This window comes from Ruegeria arenilitoris, assembly GCF_013032445.1.
GTDB lineage: Bacteria > Pseudomonadota > Alphaproteobacteria > Rhodobacterales > Rhodobacteraceae > Ruegeria > Ruegeria arenilitoris_F.
The window spans coordinates 137295-158130 of sequence record NZ_WQCA01000011.1; the positions used below are offsets into that span (position 1 = coordinate 137295).

Annotated in this window: 20 protein-coding genes; 15 read left to right on the forward strand and 5 right to left on the reverse strand. The window is 60.1% G+C overall.

From position 1 onward, the window contains the following. Positions 1-2 precede the first annotated feature (2 nt). Positions 3-1541, forward strand: a complete 1539-nt coding sequence (locus GOW98_RS17580) for a heme biosynthesis protein HemY (protein WP_170334389.1) — start codon at positions 3-5, stop codon at positions 1539-1541. Here the strand turns inward: GOW98_RS17580 and GOW98_RS17585 are convergent. Genes GOW98_RS17585 through GOW98_RS17595 form a run of 3 tightly spaced genes read right to left on the reverse strand, consistent with a single transcriptional unit; the run spans position 1538 to position 4624 of the window. Continuing rightward, positions 1538-2572, reverse strand: a complete 1035-nt coding sequence (locus GOW98_RS17585; RefSeq protein ID WP_170334391.1) for an ABC transporter substrate-binding protein — start codon at positions 2570-2572, stop codon at positions 1538-1540. The genes GOW98_RS17580 and GOW98_RS17585 overlap by 4 nt on opposite strands. After that, the gene (locus GOW98_RS17590; RefSeq protein WP_170334393.1) at positions 2569-3960 is read right to left on the reverse strand and encodes a sensor histidine kinase; all 1392 of its coding nucleotides are present in this window, start codon (positions 3958-3960) and stop codon (positions 2569-2571) included. Before GOW98_RS17590 ends, GOW98_RS17585 begins: the two co-directional genes overlap by 4 nt. Continuing rightward, positions 3953-4624, reverse strand: a complete 672-nt coding sequence (locus tag GOW98_RS17595; protein ID WP_170334395.1) for a response regulator transcription factor — start codon at positions 4622-4624, stop codon at positions 3953-3955. Before GOW98_RS17595 ends, GOW98_RS17590 begins: the two co-directional genes overlap by 8 nt. A gap of 148 nt (positions 4625-4772) precedes the next feature. Between GOW98_RS17595 and GOW98_RS17600 the strand changes: the two genes are divergently transcribed. The 4 genes from GOW98_RS17600 (at position 4773) to GOW98_RS17615 (ending at position 8359) form a co-directional block, all read left to right on the forward strand. After that, entirely contained in the window at positions 4773-5741 is a 969-nt protein-coding gene (locus tag GOW98_RS17600) for a Bug family tripartite tricarboxylate transporter substrate binding protein (RefSeq protein WP_170334397.1), read from the forward strand. Between the two features lie 72 nt (positions 5742-5813). Continuing rightward, positions 5814-6245: a tripartite tricarboxylate transporter TctB family protein gene (locus GOW98_RS17605; RefSeq protein WP_170334399.1), complete on the forward strand. Its 432-nt coding sequence runs from the start codon at positions 5814-5816 to the stop codon at positions 6243-6245. Between the two features lie 9 nt (positions 6246-6254). Continuing rightward, entirely contained in the window at positions 6255-7793 is a 1539-nt protein-coding gene (locus tag GOW98_RS17610; RefSeq protein WP_170326072.1) for a tripartite tricarboxylate transporter permease, read from the forward strand. 113 nt (positions 7794-7906) lie between these two features. Further along, complete coding sequence (locus tag GOW98_RS17615) at positions 7907-8359, forward strand: SRPBCC family protein (RefSeq protein WP_170334401.1); 453 nt, start codon at positions 7907-7909, stop codon at positions 8357-8359. A gap of 20 nt (positions 8360-8379) precedes the next feature. Here GOW98_RS17615 and GOW98_RS17620 read toward each other — a convergent pair whose 3' ends face one another. Together GOW98_RS17620 and GOW98_RS17625 are read right to left on the reverse strand one after the other, a co-directional pair. Next, positions 8380-9249, reverse strand: a complete 870-nt coding sequence (locus tag GOW98_RS17620; RefSeq protein WP_170334404.1) for an amidohydrolase family protein — start codon at positions 9247-9249, stop codon at positions 8380-8382. Further along, the gene (locus GOW98_RS17625; protein WP_437436865.1) at positions 9246-10250 is read right to left on the reverse strand and encodes an ester cyclase; all 1005 of its coding nucleotides are present in this window, start codon (positions 10248-10250) and stop codon (positions 9246-9248) included. Before GOW98_RS17625 ends, GOW98_RS17620 begins: the two co-directional genes overlap by 4 nt. Before the next feature lie 157 nt (positions 10251-10407). On the opposite strand from GOW98_RS17625, the gene GOW98_RS17630 reads away from it, so the two are divergent. The 10 genes from GOW98_RS17630 to GOW98_RS17675 all read left to right on the forward strand — a co-directional run bounded on the left by GOW98_RS17630 (position 10408) and on the right by GOW98_RS17675 (position 20836). After that, positions 10408-11481: an ABC transporter ATP-binding protein gene (locus tag GOW98_RS17630; protein ID WP_170334408.1), complete on the forward strand. Its 1074-nt coding sequence runs from the start codon at positions 10408-10410 to the stop codon at positions 11479-11481. A 48-nt stretch (positions 11482-11529) separates the two neighbouring features. After that, entirely contained in the window at positions 11530-12741 is a 1212-nt protein-coding gene (locus GOW98_RS17635) for an ABC transporter substrate-binding protein (protein WP_170334410.1), read from the forward strand. A 72-nt stretch (positions 12742-12813) separates the two neighbouring features. Continuing rightward, positions 12814-13836, forward strand: a complete 1023-nt coding sequence (locus tag GOW98_RS17640) for a carbohydrate ABC transporter permease (RefSeq protein ID WP_170334411.1) — start codon at positions 12814-12816, stop codon at positions 13834-13836. A gap of 1 nt (position 13837) precedes the next feature. Beyond that, the gene (locus GOW98_RS17645) at positions 13838-14992 is read left to right on the forward strand and encodes a carbohydrate ABC transporter permease (RefSeq protein ID WP_170334413.1); all 1155 of its coding nucleotides are present in this window, start codon (positions 13838-13840) and stop codon (positions 14990-14992) included. A 128-nt stretch (positions 14993-15120) separates the two neighbouring features. After that, positions 15121-15648, forward strand: coding sequence for an ester cyclase (locus tag GOW98_RS17650; protein ID WP_170334415.1), 528 nt, complete (start codon positions 15121-15123; stop codon positions 15646-15648). 14 nt (positions 15649-15662) lie between these two features. Beyond that, the gene (gene hisD / locus GOW98_RS17655) at positions 15663-16994 is read left to right on the forward strand and encodes a histidinol dehydrogenase (protein WP_170334417.1); all 1332 of its coding nucleotides are present in this window, start codon (positions 15663-15665) and stop codon (positions 16992-16994) included. Next, positions 16991-18043 carry an ester cyclase gene (locus GOW98_RS17660; RefSeq protein ID WP_170334419.1) on the forward strand — a complete coding sequence of 351 codons (1053 nt, stop codon included), beginning with the start codon at positions 16991-16993 and terminating at the stop codon, positions 18041-18043. Before hisD ends, GOW98_RS17660 begins: the two co-directional genes overlap by 4 nt. Next, positions 18043-18807 (forward strand): SDR family NAD(P)-dependent oxidoreductase, encoded by a 765-nt coding sequence (locus GOW98_RS17665; RefSeq protein ID WP_170334421.1) that lies wholly within the window; start codon positions 18043-18045, stop codon positions 18805-18807. Before GOW98_RS17660 ends, GOW98_RS17665 begins: the two co-directional genes overlap by 1 nt. Then, positions 18807-19850, forward strand: coding sequence for a LacI family DNA-binding transcriptional regulator (locus tag GOW98_RS17670; protein WP_217359627.1), 1044 nt, complete (start codon positions 18807-18809; stop codon positions 19848-19850). The genes GOW98_RS17665 and GOW98_RS17670 overlap by 1 nt, the downstream gene beginning before the upstream one ends. Next, a complete protein-coding gene (locus GOW98_RS17675; protein ID WP_170334423.1) occupies positions 19847-20836 on the forward strand; it encodes an ester cyclase in 990 nt (329 codons plus the stop codon). The genes GOW98_RS17670 and GOW98_RS17675 overlap by 4 nt, the downstream gene beginning before the upstream one ends.

Genomic DNA, 20836 nt, shown 5'->3' on the forward strand with positions numbered 1-20836 from the left:
CCATGCTGTGGTCATTGTTAAAGATCCTTGTTTTTGTAGCGATTATCGGCCTTCTGGCCATGGGCGCCATGTTCCTGATGGAAACCAGTGGCGGTGTGCAGATCACGGCGTGGGGTCAGGAATTCACCTTGGGGCCGTTGCAATCGGTGATTGCGCTGGGCGTGCTGGTTGTCCTGATCTGGGTGTTCTTCAAGCTGCTGACCTTGCTGATCGCGACGCTTCATTTCCTTAATGGCGACGAAACCGCCTTGTCGCGCTATTTCGACCGCAGCCGCGAAAAGCGGGGCTATCAGGCGCTGGCTGATGGCCTGATGGCACTGGCCTCGGGCGAGGGTCGCGTGGCGATGAACAAGGCCTACAAGGCCGAAAAGCTGCTGAACAAGCCGGAATTGACCAACCTGCTGGTGGCGCAGGCGGCTGAAATGAATGGCGATACCACTAAGGCGTCTGAGACCTACAAGAAGCTGGTCACCAACAACGCCACCCGGTTTGTCGGCGTGCGCGGAATCATGAAACAGAAACTGGCCGAGGGCGACGACGATACCGCCCGCAAGCTGGCCGAAAAGGCACTGGCGATCAAACCACGCCATGCTGAAACTCAGGACATTTTGCTGGGTCTGCAAACCAAATCGCATGACTGGAGTGGCGCGCGTTCGACTCTGACCGCCAAGCTGAAGGCCGGTCACCTACCGCGTGACGTGTTCAAGCGCCGCGATGCGGTGCTGGCTCTGTCCGAGGCCAAGGGTATTCTGGCCGAGGGCGCAACGGTTGAACAGCAGGAACACGCGATTGAGGCCAACCGCCTGTCACCCGATCTTGTGCCCGCCGCTGCGATGGCCGCGCGGGCTTATATCGAAAAAGGCAAACCGCGCGCCGCGACCAAGATCCTGAAAAAAGCCTGGGAGGTGCAGCCGCACCCAGATCTGGCCCATGCCTTTGCTGAAATCGCGCCGGATGAAACGCCCGAGGCGCGGATTAAACGCTTTACCGCTCTGACCCGCATTCACCCGGAAAACCCGGAAACGCGCCTGATCCTGGCTGAGTTGAACATCGTGGCCGAGGACTTCCCCGAAGCCCGCCGGGCGCTGGGTGATGTGGTCGAAAAACAAGCCGATGCGCGCGCTTATACACTGATGGCTGCGATTGAACGGGGTGAAGGTGCCTCGGACGCCGTGGTGCAGGGCTGGCTGGCCAAGGCGCTGAACGCGCCGCGCGGGCCGCAATGGGTCTGTGACAACTGCCACGACATTCAGCCCGAATGGGCCCCGGTCTGCCAGAATTGCGGCAGCTTTGATACGCTCAGCTGGCAGACCCCACGAACACCCGAGATCGCAACGGCCACTGGCGTTCACATGCTGCCGCTGATTGTCGGCGCGCTTGAGGACAAACAGGAAGCCGAGCCCGAGCCGGAACCTGAAATCGAAGAGGTCGAGGAAACGGTTGAGCCCGAAGTCATCGAGATGCCGGTAGAACCCGTCCGGCCCGATGCCGAACCGGCGGTCAATGCGGATGGAGAGCCGGTGGTCGAAAAACAGGCCTAGCGAGCGGTTTCCACGTCAAAGGCATCGTTCCACAATTTGAACAGCTCTGCCCGGCGGTTCTGGTCCCGCGCGACCAGCAGCGCTGGGGACAACGCGATAAAGCGGCGGGCGCTGGGGGTCAGGCCGGTCTCAGTTGCGTCCATCTGGGCCACAAGGCCCGAAGCCGCCAGCAGGTTTTGCGCCTCGGGTGACAGCAGAAAATCCAGAAACCCGGTCGCGGCATCCTTGTTGGCCGCCTGCGCCGGGATCATGAAGGCGCGGGACAGGACCAGCGTGTAATCCTCGGGCAGGATCACGCCCACGCCAGGGGCATCTGCATTGGCGACGTAGGACCCCAGAACATTGTAGGCGATCAGGAACCGCCCCTCGGCCACGTCGCGGATGATCTCGGATGAACAGCAGGTGGCCACGGCATCGATGCGGGCAAAGCCTTCGATCAGGGAACCAAAGGTCGTGGCCTCAAGACTGTCACCATAGGCGAACAGGTATCCCAGACCCGAGGCGGCGATGTCATAGGTCGCCACCCGACCCCGCAGCAGATCGGGCTGTGTGCGCATCGCGTCCAGCAGAGCAAAGCGATTACGGGGCACGTGCTTATCCTCCAGCAGCGCTTTGTTGTAGGCGATGACGGCGGGCTCAGTAGTGATGCCCCACAGCTCATCCCTCCACCTGCGTGCCTCCGGCAGGGCTTCGGTTCTGGGGGAACGGTAGCGGTGAGCACAGGCGGAATTGACCAGCCACACCATCTGCTGAATGGCCGAGGAAAACACCACATCGGCGGGGCTCTGGCCACCCTTGCAGACCGTGCGGCTGTGCTGGAACAGCGCATTCGATCCCCATTGTTCGTAGGTGATCCGCAGGTCGGGTTTCAGCTCGGCAAAACGTTCCAGCAATGGGGCAATGATGGCGATGTCGGTCGTTGATCGGATCAGCATCGGGTCATTGCCGCCGCCGAAACTGGCGGTGGCTTCCTGCGCACGAGGTATGCCGGGCAGGGCAAACAAAAGGCAGAGTATCAGGGCGCGGATCATTTCATCCCCCTCGTGGCCGGAAAGCTGAGTGCTGCGCGAAATCCGGTATCGTCGCGGATCATCTCAACTTTGCCGTCAAAAGCCTCGGCGGTGGATTTCACGATCGACAGGCCCAGCCCGCTGCTATCCTCGCCCGAGCCGGTGGTGCGGTTGAACCGATCCCCTATATGATCGGCGATGGGTGTGGCGGGGCCGGGGCCATGATCGCGCACCCACAGAACGGCGCGGGTGCCCTCTTGAGTCGCTCCTATGCTGATAGGTGGTTCACCATGCCGTAGCGCATTGCCCAGCAGGTTCTTTGCGGCCTCACCAAGGGAAAAGGCGTCGGCGTTTATCAGCACCGGGGTTTCGCCGATCTCCAGCCGGACCTCGACACCGGGTGCAACCAGTTCGTGATCGCTCTGTTCTAGCACGTCCAGCGCCACTTCGCGAAGGTCAACTGGGCGCCGGGGAGCGCTGTCGATGCGGTGGATCACCATGGCGCGCGACAGCAACTGATCCAGCAGAGTGCCCAGTGACCGTGTGCGTCTGAGCAGCCGGTCCAAGGCGCGCGCGCGGGCCGGGGGATCGGGATCGTCCTGCGCGATCTCGGCCTGTACCCTGATGGCGGCAACCGGGGTGCGCAACTGATGGGCGGTGTCGGCAATCAGGTTGCGCATCGTATCCACCTGCCGGTCGAGCCGCCCCATGAACCGGTTCATCGCGGTTAGCATCACCTGCAGTTCACGCGGCAGCCCATCGCTGACCATCGGTGTCAGGTCATGCGGGTCGCGGCGGGTGAGGTCGTCGGACAGGGCCTCAAGCGGGCGAAGGGCAGAGCGAGTGACGAACCACGACATGACCAGCAGTAAAACTCCTGCCATGGCCATGGGCAGCAGCGCATCACGCATCAAACCGGCGGTCATGGACTGACGTGCGCGTAAGGTTTGGCCGACCAGAACCTCAACCTCGCCCGAGAACTCCCGTTCGGCAAAAAGGCGGGCCACACGGACAAAGCGGGCGGGTTCTCCGTTCAGGTTGGCCGCGAAATAGAAGGGCGCGGTGCCGGGTTGCTGCGGAACGTCGATTACCGTGTCACGATCCAACCCGGTGATGAACGGGCCATTCGGCACCTGCACTGCATAGAAAATCCGGTCATCCGGCGCCTGCGCCAGCAGTTGAAAGGCCGAGACCGGCAGATCCACAAACGGCTCGCCATCCTGAATACGTACGGATTCGGCAATATCGCTGGCCGCGCCCAACAGCAGGCGGTCATAAGCCTGTCGCGCCGCCAGCCGACCATTGGCCCAGATTGACAACGCCACAAGACAGCCGCCGAGTATCAGGATCAGCATCACCGCGCTGAGAACCCGCGCCGTCAGACTGTGGGGCAGGTGCAGCCTAGCCATTCAGACCGATCCGATACCCGACCCCGCGCTGGGTGGTAATGCTGACGGCACTGCCGGTGAATTTCTTTCGTAAACGCGCGATATAAAGCTCAATGGCGTTTTCGCCCACATCGGCATCTTCGAACCCGTAAAGCGAGTCATAGAGCCGTGTTTTCGACAAGAATTGCCCCTCATGCCGGATCAGCGCGTCCAGCACAGCGGCCTCGCGTGCGGTCAGGGTCAGGCGTTTGCCCTCCAACGTGGCGCTTCGGTCCTTGGGGGCATAGATCAGCGGACCCAGCGTGATCTGCTCGCTCTTGCGGTCAGCGTCCCGGCGAACAAGGGCTCGCAGGCGGGCTTCCAGTTCGCGTTGGTCGAAGGGTTTGCCCAGATAGTCGTCGGCACCTTTGTCCAAAGCGGCCACGCGGTCCTCGACCGAGGTCAGCGCGGTCAGCATCAGTACCGGCGTGCGATCGCCTGAGGCGCGGATTTTGCCAAGGAAGTTCAACCCTGACCCGTCAGGCAGATTGATGTCCAGCAGCATGGCGTCATAGCTTTGTACCGCGCGGAAATCGCTGGCAGATTCCACGGTGGTCGCCAGATCGCACACCACGCCAGATCGCGCCAGATGGGCCACAACTCCCTCGGCCAGGTCTTCGGCATCTTCGATCATCAAAACGCGCATGACCCCTCCCAAAGCCGAACGCAGGAACCATGACAGGTTCGTGACAGCATTATTCGGTAAACAGGTACGACCTGCAAGGACACGCGCCTGCGGGGATCAGTTTCGGTCGCTGAAACGCGGCCCAAAAAGACCTGAGGAGGAGACACGAATGAAACTGTTTGGAACCAGTGGCGCAATTGCGGCTGCTGTCTTTGCCCTGTCTGGCGTCGCCGCCAGCGCGCAGGAATGTATCGCCCCGGCCAACCCTGGCGGCGGCTGGGACTTCACCTGCCGTCAGGTGGGTAAGTCGCTGCAGGATCTGGGCCTGATCGACCAGACGATGCAGGTTGTGAACCTTGCCGGTGGCGGCGGTGGCGTGGCCTTTGCCGAGGTGGTGAACAAGCGTGGTGAGGACAACGAACTGATCGTTGCCGCCAGCGCGGCCACTGCCACCCGTCTGGCCCAAGGGGCCTATCCGGGCAACACCATGGATCAGGTGCGCTGGTTGGCCGCCATTGGCGCCGACTATGGCGTGATCGCCGTGGCCGCCGACAGCCCGGTCAACACACTGCCCGAACTGCTGGACCAGATCAAAGCCGACCCGGCCTCGGTCTCGGTTGCCGGTGGGTCCGCAGTGGGTGGCTGGGATCACCTGAAGGTGCTGATCGCGGCCAATGCCTATGGCATCGACGACGTGCGGGCGGTCAAATACATCGCCTTTGACGGCGGTGGTGAAGCCGTAACCCAGCTGCTGGCCGGCTCGGTTCAGGCCTTCACCGGCGATATCTCCGAGGCCAAGGGTTTTGTGGATTCCGGCGATATTAAGGTGATCGCGGTGCTGGCCCCCGACCGCTTGCCGGGTGAGTTTGCAGATTTCCCGACCGCCAAGGAACAGGGCGTTGACGCCATCGGTGCCAACTGGCGCGGGTTCTACGCTCCGGGTGGCATGACCGATGAAGCCTATGGCGACTGGGTCGGCAAGATCGGTGATCTCTACGCCTCGGATGAATGGAAAGAGGTGATGGCCGCCAACGGTCTGGCCCCGCTGGACCTTCAGGGTGAAGATTTCCAGAACTTTGTCGCTGAATCCGTGGGTCAGATCCAGACGATTTCGAAAGAGATCGGGATCATCAAGTAACACCACTCACAGCGATCCGGGCACCAAGCCGTGCCCGGATCATTAGATTTACCCGAACAATAGGAGACACCGATGAGTGACCGCATCTTCGGGGTCGTCGGACTGCTACTCGCCATCGGATTTGCCTTTTCCGCATTGGCGATCGAGGAGAGCTTTTTGTCCGATGCCGTCGGACCCAAAGCTTTCCCCCTGATCATCGCCGCCATTCTGGGCCTGTCGAGCATCGTCATTGCCCTGCGCCCCGATACCGAACCCGAATGGCCCGCGCTGGGCCGTCTGGTCGAGGTCGGCGCCGCCGTGGTGATGATGATCCTTTATGCCGAACTGCTACCCGAAATCGGCTTTGTGATCGCAACCGCTTTTGCCGCTACCTATCTGGCCTGGCGTTTGGGCTCTGGGCCAATCGAAAGCGTCCTTGTGGGCATCGGCACATCTGTCGGCATCTACGTTATCTTCCATCTGGTTCTGGGCCTGTCGCTGGCCCGCGGCCCGTTGGGGTTCTGAGGAAAAAACATGGAAACTCTTGCATCCCTCGGAGACGGTTTCGCCATCGCGCTGACATGGCAGAACCTGATGCTGGCCCTGCTGGGCTGTTTTCTGGGCACGATCATGGGCGCACTGCCCGGTCTGGGCCCGTCGAACGGTGTGGCCATTCTGATCCCGCTGGCCTTTACGCTGGGGCTGGGGGCGACACCGTCGCTGATCCTGCTGACCAGTGTCTATTACGGGGCAATGTACGGGGGGCGGATCTCTTCGATCCTGCTGAACATCCCCGGAGACGAACCGGCCATGATGACCTGCTTGGACGGGCATCCCATGGCGAAAAAGGGCTTTGCCGGTGAGGCGCTGTCGCTGTCCGGTATCGCATCGTTCGTTGGCGCGTTTCTGGCCACATGGGGCCTGATCTTCCTTGCGCCGCAGCTGGTGAAGATCGCGCTGCTGTTCGGACCGGCTGAGTATTTCGCCCTGTTCGCGTTGGCCTTCATGACTTTGGGCGGCGTCTCCTCGACCAATCAGGCGAAGTCTGCCTTTGCGGCAGCGCTGGGCCTTGGGCTGGCGACCATCGGCGTGGACACCCAGACAGGCGTGCCGCGGTTCACTTTTGGTGAGGTGCACCTGTATGACGGGCTCGATTTCCTTGTTGCCATCGTTGGCCTGTTCGCCCTGTCAGAAGTGTTCATCTTTCTTGAACATCGCCATGGCGGATCGGATGCCGAGGGGCGTAAGCTGAACATCGGTCGCCTGTATCCGCCGATGTCGATGGTCAAGAAGTGTACCCCGACCATGCTGCGGACCTCGTTCCTTGGCTTCATCGCGGGCGTTCTGCCGGGGGCGGGGGCGTCTTTGGGTTCGTTCATTTCCTATTCGATGGAGAAACGGCTGGTCGACAAGGAAAACACCTTTGGCACCGGCGATCCACGTGGCGTGGCTGCGCCTGAGGCTGGGAACAACGCCGCCGCCGGGGGCGCTCTGGTGCCGATGCTGGCGCTGGGTGTGCCGGGATCAGGGACCACAGCCGTGCTGTTGGCGGTTCTGTTGGCGCTGAACATCACACCCGGTCCGCTGCTGTTCACGCAGAACCCGGATGTGGTCTGGGGCCTGATTGCGGCTCTATTCATAGCCAATTTCATGCTTTTGGCGATGAACATCCCGATGGTGGGGCTGTTCACCCGTGTCCTCATGATCCCGTCACGCATCCTGATGCCCATCGTTGCGATGGTCAGCTTTGTGGGTATCTACGGCATCTCGGGCTCCAGCTTTGACCTGCTGGTGATGATCGGGTTCGGTGTGATGGGCTGGGTTCTGCGCAAGCTGGACGTGCCGCTGGTTCCGATCATTCTGGGCACACTGCTGGGCAACTCGATGGAGAACAACCTGCGTCGTGCGGTGACCATCGACAACGGCAACTGGTGGACCCTGATCGACAGCCCGCTGTCCATCGCGCTGTGGTCCATCGCCATCATCGGCTTTGTCCTGCCCCTGATTGTTGGTGCACGGGTCAAAGCCAAAATGCACCAGCGCCGGGATGAGGAAGGCGCGATCAGCGATTGATAAAGTGGGCGCCGCCAGTCGGGGATTGGCGGCGCTGAAACAGCCTCTGGAAAGATGCGGCGGAACCTGTAACTTTGCTGAACAAGGCAAGCCACTGATCAAAGGACGCGCGCATGGACCTGAGTGATGAAATCCGCATCTCGGCACCACGGGATGTCGTGTACCAAGCCCTGAATAACCCCGAGATCCTGCAGGAGTGCATTCCGGGTTGCGAGGAACTGACCCAGAACGCGCCCGATGAGCTTGCGGCCAAGGTAGTGCTGAAGATCGGTCCGGTCAAAGCCAAGTTCGCCGGTGAGGTCACGCTGGACACCTCTAACGCCCCTGACGGGTTTTCCCTGTCTGGCGAAGGCAAGGGTGGGGCTGCGGGCTTTGCCAAGGGAGGGGCCGATGTGACGCTGACCGAAGACGGGGAAGAGACGGTGCTGTCTTATACCGCCAAGGTCGATGTTGGCGGCAAAATCGCCCAATTGGGCAGCCGCCTGATCTCGGGCACCGCCAAAAAACTGTCGGGCAAGTTCTTTACCCGGTTTGGCGAGATCGTGTCCGAGCAATCGGCGTCCTGACCGGCAGGACACTCTGCCTGTTACATCTGATAGAACTGCTGCGCGGTGCGCCCGAAAACCTGATCGTGTTGGGCTTCGGGCACCAGCGCTTTGTGTCTGGCAATCAGGTCCGCGTAATTGGATGACAGGCTGTCGACCGGAAAATTAGACCCAAACATGCAGCGTTCGGGCCCGAACTGGGTCAGACAGGTCTCGACGATGGGCCCGACGCTGTTGGCGCACCAGTTGTGATCGAACATGCCGAGGCCCGAGAGCTTGCAGGTGACCTGCGGCAGCGCCGAAAGCGATTTCAGAGCTTTGGACCAACCTTCCAGCCCCATTTCGGACCGGTCATGCGGTGACCCCGCATGGCACAGCGCCACTTGCGTTGAGGGTGCTTGTGCCAAAACGGCGGCGGTCCGCTCCATCAGTTCGGGCAGCAATTGCAGGTCAAAGGACAAGCCGCGTTCGCCCAATTGTTGCAACCCGGCCAGAAACTTCGGGTTGTCCAGCAACTCGTTTGTGCCCGAGAGCTGATCCTCCCCCGGGGCGCGGCCGATGATCTGGCGCACGCCGCGCAGTGAGGGCAGGGATTGCAGCTGGTCCAACTGTTCGGCCAGATCGTCCGTGGTCAGGTCACAAAAGGCGACCTGCACCAGAGGCCAGTCGGTATATTGATCGGCGACGGATTGAACCCATTGTGCCTCGGCCCAGGGATCGGCGGCGCCGACCTGAATGTGAACCGAAGCGGAAAAACCGGCAGCCCCGGCATCCTTGCGGAACTCGGGCAGCAGATAGTCGCGCTGAATCGGGGTGGGATCGCCAAAGAACCGTACTGCGCCCTTTTCCATCAGCCACGGATAGTTCACGGCGTTCAGATCCCACAGGTGGTGATGCGCATCAATCCTCATGGTATTTCAATCCCTGTCGTGCGGGCTAGAATATCGACCCCTTGTTGTTTCCAGAAATGCAGGAGGTCGATGAAAATCCAGTTCTCGGCCAGCTTATTCCCAGCACGACGGTAGATGTCGATCACCCGGAACTCACCGGGTATTCCGGTGGCGGGCATCCCCATGAACCCGCCCGTCGGCACTGCGGTGAAATTGGGCCAACCGAAGAACCCGCCATAATGCCCCTCGGCCAGACGGCAGATATGCTTGGTTTTGGAACGTTCGGTAAACCCGGCGCGGAACGGGCCGGAATGCTGTTTGGCATAGCGTTCAATCGTGTAGGTGGCGCCGATACCTTCGGGACCCCACCAGATCATGTCATCATGCCATGTGCGGGCCAACTCGTCTTCCAACGACAGGCCACTATTCCATTGGCCGAGATCCGAGATCATGGCGTTGATCGCCGCCAGCGTCCTGCGGCCTTCTTCTTCGGGTTGGTATTCATACAGCAGACCATCATGTGTCAGCGGCCCGGGCTGGATCAGATGTGCTGCGGTCTGTGGCGGGAACGGGTTTTGTCCGGCCTGAACCATCAGATGCGGGATGTCGAAATACATTGCCGTCTCGGCAATCTTGCCGTCGGCGATCCGGTGAAACTCGCAATAGCGCAGAAACGCCATCTTGCCGGTGGGGCGAATCCCCAACCATGGCGTATCGAACAGGCCCATCAGGTGACCCATCGACACCACCCAGACATCCGCGCCCGATTCCAGAGAGTTGGTGCCTGCGAAGAACACGTCCTGACGCCGCTGCATCCGCTTCAGGCTGGATTTCAGCGGCTGCCAGAACGTCCGTGCCACGGATTCGGCACCAATGATCTCATTGAACGGATGAAAGCCGCGCCACAGCAAATCCTGCGCGCAGAACTGCCCAAAAACGTCGGACAGATTCGATTCGCTGGCTGAGTCGAGGGCCTCGAAGAACGAGGAGACGAGTGTTTTTTCTTGCTGAAAGCTCACGATTGCACCGTTTTCCTGATGGCTTGCTTCGGATTTAAGCGATTGAGAATCGCTGGTTAGGGATTTTTTGCATACGTATGCAAAAAAGTCTTGCCAGAAATGATTCACGAAGAATACAGTTTTGCAAACGTATGCAAAGCGAATCCTTTCAGGGGGCACCATGGCGGAAATTCAACTGCGTAACGTCGGCAAACGCTGGGGCAATTTTGTCGGGGTCCACAATTTCGACCTGACCATCGCGGATCGTGAGTTTCTGGTGCTGCTTGGCCCGTCAGGCTGCGGCAAGACGACCACGATGCGCATGATCGCAGGTCTGGAAGATGTCACCGAAGGCGAGTTGCTGATCGACGGCAAAGTGGTCAACGACCTCGAGCCGAAAGACCGCGACGTCGCGATGGTGTTCCAGAGCTATGCGCTCTACCCGAACATGAACGTCTATGAGAACATCCGATTTCCGTTGAAAGTGCGCGGTATCGACCCGGCGACCCATGACGAAAAGGTGCGTCGCGCCAGTGCGATGGTCGAGCTGGACGAGTTCCTGCACCGCAAGCCCGCCGAACTGTCAGGTGGTCAGCGGCAACGTGTGGCGCTGGCTCGAGCCATTGTCCGCGAACCCAACGTGTTCCTGATGGACGAACCGCTGTCGAACCTGGACGCCAAGCTGCGGGTTTCGACCCGGGCGCAGATCAAGAACCTCAGCCACGAGTTGGCGGTTACCACCATCTATGTGACCCACGACCAGATCGAAGCGATGACCTTGGCCGACCGCGTCGTGGTTATGAAAAAAGGCGTGGTGCAGCAAGTTGGCAGTCCGACCGAGATTTATGATCGCCCAGCAAACACTTTTGTCGCCAGCTTCATCGGCTCACCGGCGATGAACCTTATGGACGGTCAGGTGTCGGGCGGTGTGTTCCGCGCCGAGAATGTGGAAATTCCGGTCGACGCGCCGGACGGCCCGATGACTTTGGGCTTCCGCGCCGAAGATGCCAGCATTGCTGAAGGGCAAGGCCAGATCACAGCTCCGATCTACACGCTGGAACTGCTGGGCGACGCGACCATGATCTCGGTCCGGGTCGGTGGCGCGCTGGTGTCGGTTAAGGCCGACAAAGCCTTCCGTGCCGAGATTGGCGAGATGGTCTCGTTCTCGGTGCCAACAGATATCTGTCACCTCTTTGAAGCTGAAAGCGGTGCTCGGATTGGGGAGCAATCCCACGAACAGCCCAAACGGGCGTAACAGCGGTCCGGACGTCGACGACGGACCGATCCTGACAGGGAGAAACACATGAAACTCAAATCACTCTTCATGGCAGGCGCCATGTCCCTCGCAGCAACCGGCGCTTGGGCCGAATGTGCGTATGAAAACGAAGTGCCGCTGAAATCGCTCTCGGCTGGTTTTGAGGCTTGGAAAGCCGTTACGGATGCGATGGCCGAATGCGGCAACTTTAGCGCCTCGCTGGATCAGGAATTCCGCGAGAAACAGCCCGAAGCCTTTGCGGCGAACCCTTCCTTGTATCAGATCGGTGGCGTCGCCAACGAGACGATGATTCCGCTGCTGAACGCAGGCTCGCTGCGTCCGCTGGATGATCTGGTCGAGAAATACGGTCAGGACCTGCTGCCGAACCAGCTGATCAAGGTGGACGGCAAGGTTATGGCGATTGCCATGATGGTGAACGCACAGCACCTGATGTATCGCGACGACGTTCTGGCCGATCTGGGCATCGAAGAACCCAAGACCTATGACGACGTTCTGGCCGCCGCTGCCAAGATCAAAGAAGCCGGTGTGATGGAATACCCGATCGGCGGTACCTTCAAGACCGGTTGGAACCTGGCTCAGGAATTCGTCAACATGTACATGGGCGAAGGCGGTGAGTTCTTTGGCGAAGGCAACATGCCTGCGATCAACAACGAACAAGGCGTCAAAGCGCTGGAAACCATGAAGGCCATGACCGAGTACATGGATCCGGAATTCCTGGTATCCGACTCGACCTATGTTCAGCAGCAGTTCCAGCAGGGCAAGATCGCCATGGCGAACCTGTGGGCCAGCCGCGCCGCTGCGATGAATGACGAAGCCGAAAGCCAGGTTGTCGGAAAAGTGACCATGGCATCAGCGCCGATGGGTGCTGCCGCTCCGGCGACCACAATCTGGTGGGACGGTGTCGTCTTGGCCGCGAACATGAGCGACGAAGAAGCGGATGCCGCGTTCCGTCTGGTACTGGAAGGTATCGATGGTGAAATGGTCAGCGCCAACAACGACACCGCCGTCTGGCTGAGCCCCGCCTACACGCCGGGTGATCTGGCGGCCGGTGCCGCAGCTTCTGCAGAAAACGGTGCCAAGGCGTATCCCGCGTCCGCCCCGATGGGCGTTCTGCACAGCGCGCTGGGCAATGGTCTGGCCGATTATCTGACCGGTGCCAAGGACGCGTCGACCACTCTGGCCGATATCGAAGCTTCGTACCTTACCGCTGCAAAAGAAGCTGGTCTGGTCAACAACTAATCCTCCCGGGGGGAGGGCTCCGGCCCTCCCTTCCCCTCCTGATCCCTCGAGAACCATGAGAAAGGCAGAGCCATGAACTTCCGGACATTTGCCGCCTTTGTTGGCCCCTCTGTCTTTATGATGCTTCTCTTCATCGCTTTCCCGTTGGTCAGCGTGTTCAAGCAGAGCTTTTACATTACTCAGCCGATTTATGAGACGGTCGAGGTTGAAACCTGCACCCCCGGTTTCCTGACCCAGACCTGTACGACCGAGCTGAAGTCGCAACCGAAGCTGGACGAACATGGTGAGGTCATCACCAAGACCGAGTATGTCGGGCTGCAAAGCTATCGCAACGTGCTGGAACCCGAGCGCGCCTGGCGTGCGATCAGTGAAGGCAGCCTGAGCGTTCTATCCACGATCGACTTCTGGAAGGCGTTGCGGTTCACGCTGACCTTCACGCTGATCACTCTACCTTTGGTGATCGTCTGCGGGTTGGGCATTGCGGTCCTGATCAACAACGCTGCGCGGGCGATCCGCGGGCCGGTAATCTTTATCTCGCTGCTGCCCTTCATCATCACACCGGTGATCGGGGTGCTGTCGATCAACTGGCTGTTCCGGGGCGACGGAATTTTGACGGCAATGCTGGAATGGTGGCTGAGTCGGGATATTGCCCTGTTCGCGCAGGCGTGGACGATTGAAATCCTGATGATGCTCTACCGCGTGTGGCACGTCGCACCTTTCGCTGCCATTATCTTCTACGCTGGTCTGCAGACCGTTAATCAGGACAGTCTGGAAAGCGCCGTGATCGATGGCGCCACGCGCTGGCAGCGTATGAAATACATCGTTATCCCGCATCTGATGCCGCTGATCATCTTTGTTGCGATGATCCACCTGATGGACGCCTATCGCGTGTTCGAAGAAATCGTCGGTTTCTCGAGCCAGGGCTATGTCATCTCGCTGCAGTGGCTGACCTACGACTTCCTGGTACCGGATCAGGCCGGTAACCGGTCGATCAGCCGGGCCTCGGCCAGCGCCATGCTGACCATGATCGGCATCGTCATCCTGCTTATCCTTCCGCTGCGCCGAACATGGCGCGATCACAAAGGGGGTCACTAATATGTCCTCACGCGCGCTTCAACAACCGTTCGGCCTGCGGCTGACCTCGAACATCTTCCTGGTCTTCTGGTGCCTGGTCGCAGCCTTCCCGATCTTCTGGATCGCGGTAATGAGCTTCAAATCCCCGGTGGATGCGTTTGACAGCAACGCGCTGAACGTGATCTTCGGGCCTGAGACTCTGGCCAAGGGCAACGGCCTGTCGCTGCTGGATATTATTTTGGGTATCGCGGTCTTCTGGGGTACGATCATCATCTCGACCAAGACCTTGCCCTCGATGGTGAAGTCCTACTCCAAACCCGGTCAGGAATGGATCGGCTGGGTGATCGGTGTACTGGCGGTCGCAGTGGGCTTTCTGGTTGCGTTCTTTGTGATCCTGCCCGCGATCCTTGGTGTGCTGAACCCGCTCTTTGGCCCCTTGGGCCGGGACGTTCTGGGCCTGACCACCGAACACTACAAAACCGTCTGGATTGATCGCGGTTTCTCGGACAACTTCCGCAACTCGCTGATCGTGACCACCGGGGTTGTAACCGTCTCGCTGACCGTAGGAACGCTGGCAGGGTACGGTCTGGCACGCTCCGGGTCGACATTCGCATTCTGGATCTTGATCGTGGCGTTGGTGTTCCGCGCCTTGCCGCACTCGGTTCTGGTCGCAGGCTACCTGCCGGTCTTCATCAACTCGGCTGAATGGCTGAGCCCGATCCTCGGCGAAAACGCCCCGACGCTTTATGGCAAGCCCTTCGCGGTGATCGCGGTTCTGGTTGCGATCAACCAACCCTTCACCATCTGGATGCTGCGCTCGTTCTTCCAGAACATCCCGGCCGAACTGGATGAGGCCGCCCGCGTTGATGGTTGCAGCCACTTCCAGGCTTTCCGCCGTGTCATCATGCCGGTGATGTGGCCGGGAGTGATTACAACTGGTCTGTTCAGCTTCCTGCTGGCCTATAACGACTTCCTCGTGACCTCACTGCTGCTGGACGCGCAGAACCAGACCATGGTTCCGGCCATCGTCGGCATGTTCAACCGCGAAACCACCACAACCGACCAGGTTGTCGCCGTGGCTGCCGCCGTGTCGATCACCGCGCCGCTGATCTTCCTTGTGCTGATCTTCCAACGCCAGATCGTCAGCGGTCTGACCGCAGGGGCGGTGAAAGGCTGATGAGCAGTCGGTCGCGCAACAGCGCAGTCTCGCGTCATCCGGCGCTGAACAGAATGCCGAGGGACTTTTTGTGATGGCGGGTCATTGACCCCCCTCACACACTTCTTGCGATCTGAAAGGATAGAAAAATGAAAGGTTCCCGTCCCGAACAAGCGGTACTGACCCGCGACACGGACCTGAGCAAAACCGAAGACACCCGTCGTGTCATCGAAACCATGGTTGACGGTCTGAATGACCACCGCATCGACGACATCGGCGAGTTCTTCTCGGAAGGCTTCCGCTGGCTGGGCAACCAGGGCTGTGGCATTAAGACCGGCCTGAAAGAGTTTCAGGACAACTGGCAGCGCCCGTTCCAGGCGGCGTTCTCGGACAAGACCTGCATCGATGAAGCGCGCCTGTATATGGGTGAGTGGGCGGCGGCGTTCGGCCGTCAGGAAGCCACCCATTCCGGCGAATTCCTGGGTATCGCGCCCACCGGCAAGCGGGTTGAGATCCGCTACATGGACTTCTGGAAAGTGGTCGATGGCAAGATTGTCGACAATTGGGTGAACGTTGATTTCGCTCATGTCGCCGCGCAGCTGGGTGTCGATATCTTCAACGGCGAAGGCTGGGAAGCCTATGACCGTGGTGAAAAAACCGCTCCTCGTCCTGAATAAAAAGGGTTTAGACAATGGCAATTGAGTATCTCAAACGCGGTAAGTCTGACGCCGACCGGGCCGAGGATGACGCCAAGACCCGCGCCGTGGTGGAAGCCACGCTGAAAGACATCGAAACCCGCGGCGATGCCGCCGTGCGTGAGTTGAGCGAGAAGTTCGACAATTATTCGCCCGCCTCGTTCCGGCTGTCGCAGCAAGAGATCGACGACCTGATCAGCCAGCTGACCGAGCGTGAGCTGGCAGACATCAAGTTCGCGCAGGAACAAGTGCGTAACTTTGCACAGGCGCAGCGCGACTCGATGCTGGATATCGAGGTCGAAACCCTGCCGGGCGTGATCCTTGGTCACAAGAACATCCCGGTTCAATCGGTGGGCTGCTACGTGCCCGGCGGTAAGTTCCCGATGGTGGCCTCGGCGCATATGTCCGTGGCCACGGCCTCGGTCGCCGGTGTGCCGCGCATCATCGCCTGTACGCCTCCGTTCAACGGCAAGCCGAACGCGGCTGTGATTGCGGCCATGCATCTGGGCGGCGCGCATGAGATTTATGTCATGGGCGGCATTCAGGCCATCGGTGCCATGGCGATTGGGACTGAGACCATCGATCCGGTTCACATGCTGGTTGGTCCCGGCAACGCCTTTGTGGCCGAAGCCAAGCGCCAGCTGTTTGGCCGTGTCGGCATCGACTTGTTCGCCGGTCCGACCGAGACCATGGTCATCGCCGATGAAACCGCAGCCGACGCCGAGCTTTGCGCCACCGACCTGCTGGGTCAGGCCGAGCATGGCTATAACAGCCCCTGCGTACTGCTGACCAACTCGCGCAAACTGGCCGAAGAAACCCTGTCGGAGGTCGACCGTATTCTGGGCATTCTGCCAACCGCAGGCACCGCGAAAGTGTCGTGGGATGAGTATGGCGAAGTCATCGTCTGTGACACCTATGATGAGATGCTGCATGTCGCTGACGACATCGCGTCCGAGCATGTTCAGGTCATGACCGACCGTGACGATTGGTTCCTTGAGAACATGACCTGCTACGGCGCGCTGTTCCTTGGTCCGCGTACCAACGTTTCCAACGGGGACAAGGTCATCGGTACCAACCACACGCTGCCCACCAAGAAAGCGGGTCGCTATACCGGTGGTCTGTGGGTTGGTAAATACCTGAAGACGCACAGCTACCAGAAGGTTTTGACCGATGAAGCGGCGACGCTGATCGGTGAGTACGGCTCGCGCCTGTGTATGCTCGAAGGCTTTGTTGGCCATGCCGAGCAGTGCAACGTGCGTGTGCGTCGCTATGGCGGGATCAACGTGCCTTACGGTGAGCCCGCGCCCTATCGGGATGCCGCTGAATGAGTGACAAGCACACACATCACAAATCGCTGATCGCGCCGCTTCGGGCGGCGATGTACGACTTCAGTGAGGACGGTGTGCGCAGGGCGTTGGCAGATGTCAGCGCCCCTGACGCTGTTTACAAGCTGTGCCATCCTTTTGGCGACAGCACCGGCGGCGACGCCTATTATGATATCGCCTACAAAGACCTGCTGTCCGCTTGGCCTGATCTGGAACGCCGCGACTATATCGTCATGGCTGGCCCGGATGAACATGGATCCGATTGGGTCGGATGTGGCGGTTACTACACCGGTACCTTCACCGGGCCTTGGCTGGATATCCCGCCGACCGGCCATCAAGTGACGATGCGGTTCCACGAATTCTACCGTTTTGTTGATGGTAAAGTGGTCGAGATGCAGGCCCTGTGGGACATCCCCGAGGTTATGATGCAAGCGAATGCCTGGCCTTTGGCGCCTAGCCTTGGCCGCGAATGGCATGTGCCCGGGCCGGCCACGCAGGACGGTTTTGTGCCGGGGCCCTATGATGCGGTCAAGGGTCAGGCGACCTGTCAGCACATCATCGACATGCTCGAATACCTCAAGAAACACCCCTCACAGGGTGGGCCAGAGGTGATGGAGCCTGAGCGGTTCTGGCATCCTCGTATGAACTGGTACGGCCCGGCGGGTATCGGAACGGGGCGCGGATTCTCGGGGTTCCGTAACTGGCACCAGATTCCATTCCTCAACGGGATGCCGGATCGCGGACAATATGTGGACGATATCACCTATCACTTCTTTGGGGATGGCGACTATGCCGCCGTAACCGGCTGGCCCAACATGATTCAGACCGTGACCCATGATGGCTGGATGGGGATTGCGCCCTCGGGCAAACGGATCACCATGCGCAGCCTTGATTTCTGGCGCGTTGAAAACGGCAAGATCCGCGAAAACTGGGTTCTGGTCGATCTTCTGGACGCATATCGTCAGCTTGGCGTTGACGTTTTCGCCCGACTGCGGGAATTCAACAAGGCCCGCAACATGGGGCGAATTAATATACCGGATGGAATGAGCTGATGAGTGATCTGCCCCGCACCCCTTCGTTTTCTCTGGCGGGCAAGAGCGCTCTTGTCACCGGTGCATCATCGGGCATCGGGCAGGGCTGTGCCGTGGCCCTGGCCGAAGCGGGTGCGCATGTGGTCTGCGCGGCGCGTGGTGCGGATCGCTTGAACGAGACCGTTGACGCGTTCCAAGAGCAGGGTTGGTCGGCTGAGGCGGCCGTGGTGGATCAGGGTGATCTTGAGGCGCTGCGCGGGCTGTTCGACGGCCGCGTCTTTGACGTGGTGGTGAACTCGGCCGGAACAGCGCGTCACGGCCCGGCGATTGAAACCTCGGCCGAGGATTTTGACGCAGTGACCAACGTCAACCTGCGCTCGGCCTATTTCCTGTCATCTTATGCGGCCAAGGCGCTGTTGGCGGCGGGCAAGCCGGGGTCGATCATCCATATCTCAAGCCAGATGGGTCATGTGGGCGGCGTTGACCGGGCGCTGTATTGTGCCACCAAGCACGGGCTGGAAGGTATGGTCAAAGCCATGGCGATCGAATGGGGCAAGCAGCGCATCCGTATCAACACGGTGTGTCCCACCTTCATCCGCACGCCCCTGACCCAATCCACCTTCGACAACCCCGAACGCGCCGCGTGGATTATGGAAAAGATCAAGCTGGACCGGATTGGTGAGGTTGAGGACATCATGGGTGCGGTGACGTATCTGGCCTCGGACGCTTCGGCGCTGGTCACGGGCACCTCGATGCTGATTGACGGAGGATGGACGGCAGACTGATGGCTGAGAAAGTCACATCGCTGCAAGTTGCGCAGTTGGCAGGTGTCAGCCAATCGGCGGTCAGCCGGGTGTTCACGCCCGGCGCGTCGGTCAGCAAGAAAACCGAAGAAAAGGTGCGCAAGGCTGCTGCCGAACTCGGCTATCGCCCCAATGTTCTAGCCCGCGCGATGGTGTCGGGTAAAAGCCGTATGATCGGGTTGGTGGTTGGATATCTGGACAACTACTTTTATCCCGAAGCGCTTGAGAAATTGTCCAACGCTTTGCAGGAAAAGGGTTATCACGTCCTGATTTTCATGGCTTCGCGCACTGCGGGGAACATCGAAGACGTGATGGCGGAGATCCTCGACTATCAGGTGGATGGGGTCATTCTGGCCTCGGTCGCGATGTCTTCGGAAATTGCGATGCGTTGCCAGCAGGCCGGTGTTCCGGTGGTACTGTTCAACCGCAGTCAGGATATCGAAGGTATCACCTCGGTCACGTCCGACAACTATGTCGGGGGGCGCAAAGTGGCTGAGTTCCTTCTGGCTGGAGGGCATCAGCGTATCGGCTATATTGCGGGCTGGCAGGGCGCCTCGACCCAGCGCGACCGCGAGGCGGGGTTCCGCGCTGCACTGACAGAAGCCGGGCAGAGCCTGTACGCCCATGAAGTCGGTGATTTTCACACCGAAAAGGTACGTGCGGCAGCGCGGCGCATGTTTGACGTCCCACCTGAGAAACGCCCGGATGCGGTCTTTGTCGCCAATGACCACATGGCTCTGGCGGTGATGGATGTGATCCGGTTTGAACTGGGGCTGCGTGTGCCCGAGGATGTCTCGGTCGTGGGCTATGACGATGTGCCGCCCGCCGGGTGGCCTGCCTATAACCTGACCACGATCCGGCAACGCGCCAATCTCATGGTGGCGAAAACCGTCACCGCATTACTTGAACATATCGACGCCCCGGCATCGGCGAAACCGCGCAAAGTGGCCATTGACGGGCCGCTGATCGTGCGGACTTCGGCCCGGTTGCCCAAAGGGTGGATTCCACAAAGGACAGAGACATGAAAGGCTTCGACGCCAAGTTCCGGGACTTTCCCGACTATATCATCGGTATCACCAAAGAGATCTGGGAAGACCGGGGGATTTCCACGCTGCACGAATACTATGGGTCCGACATTGTGGTGCGGATGCCGGGCAGTGTGTCGACCGGCAATCAGGGTGTCATCGGCGCCACTATGGCCACGCTGGCCGAATTTCCTGACCGCACCTTGTTGGGCGAGGACGTGATTTGGTCCGGCACGCCGGAAGACGGGATGCTGTCGAGCCACCGCATCATGTCTACCGCGACCCATCTTGGTGACGGCATGTTTGGTCAGGCGACAGGTGCCAAGCTGCGCTATCGCATTCTGGCCGACTGCCATGCCCGCAACAACACCATCGATGACGAGTGGTTGATCCGTGACAACGGCGCGGTCGTGCGCCAGATGGGCTGGGACCCGAAAGATTTCACCCGCGATCTGATCGAACGCGAGGGCGGGCCGGAAAACTGCGTCAAACCGCTGACCCCTGCCAATGACTTGGAAGGTCCGTATTCTGGTCGCGGCAATGACAACGAATGGGGTCAGCGCCACGCCGATCTGCTGACCCGGATGATGGGCGCGGATATGGGCGCGGTTGAGCGTGAATATGACCGCGCGGTTCAGACCGAATATCCCGGCGGCGCAAGCGGCCATGGGCGCGATCCGGTTGACCGGTTCTGGATGTCGCTGCGCGCGGCAATGCCCAGTGCGACCTTCACCATCCACCACCAGATCGGGCGTGATGATCCGAACATGCCGCCGCGCTCGGCCATCCGCTGGAGCTTGCACGGCAAGCATGACGGCTGGGGTGCCTTTGGCGTTCCGACCGGGGCCGAGCTGTATGTGCTGGGCATCAGCCACGCCGAATGGGGTGAACTGATCGGCGGCGACATCAGGTTGCGCCGTGAATGGACTCTATTTGATGAGACGGCGGTCTGGAAACAGCTGATCTTGGCGACCGGGGACGTGTAA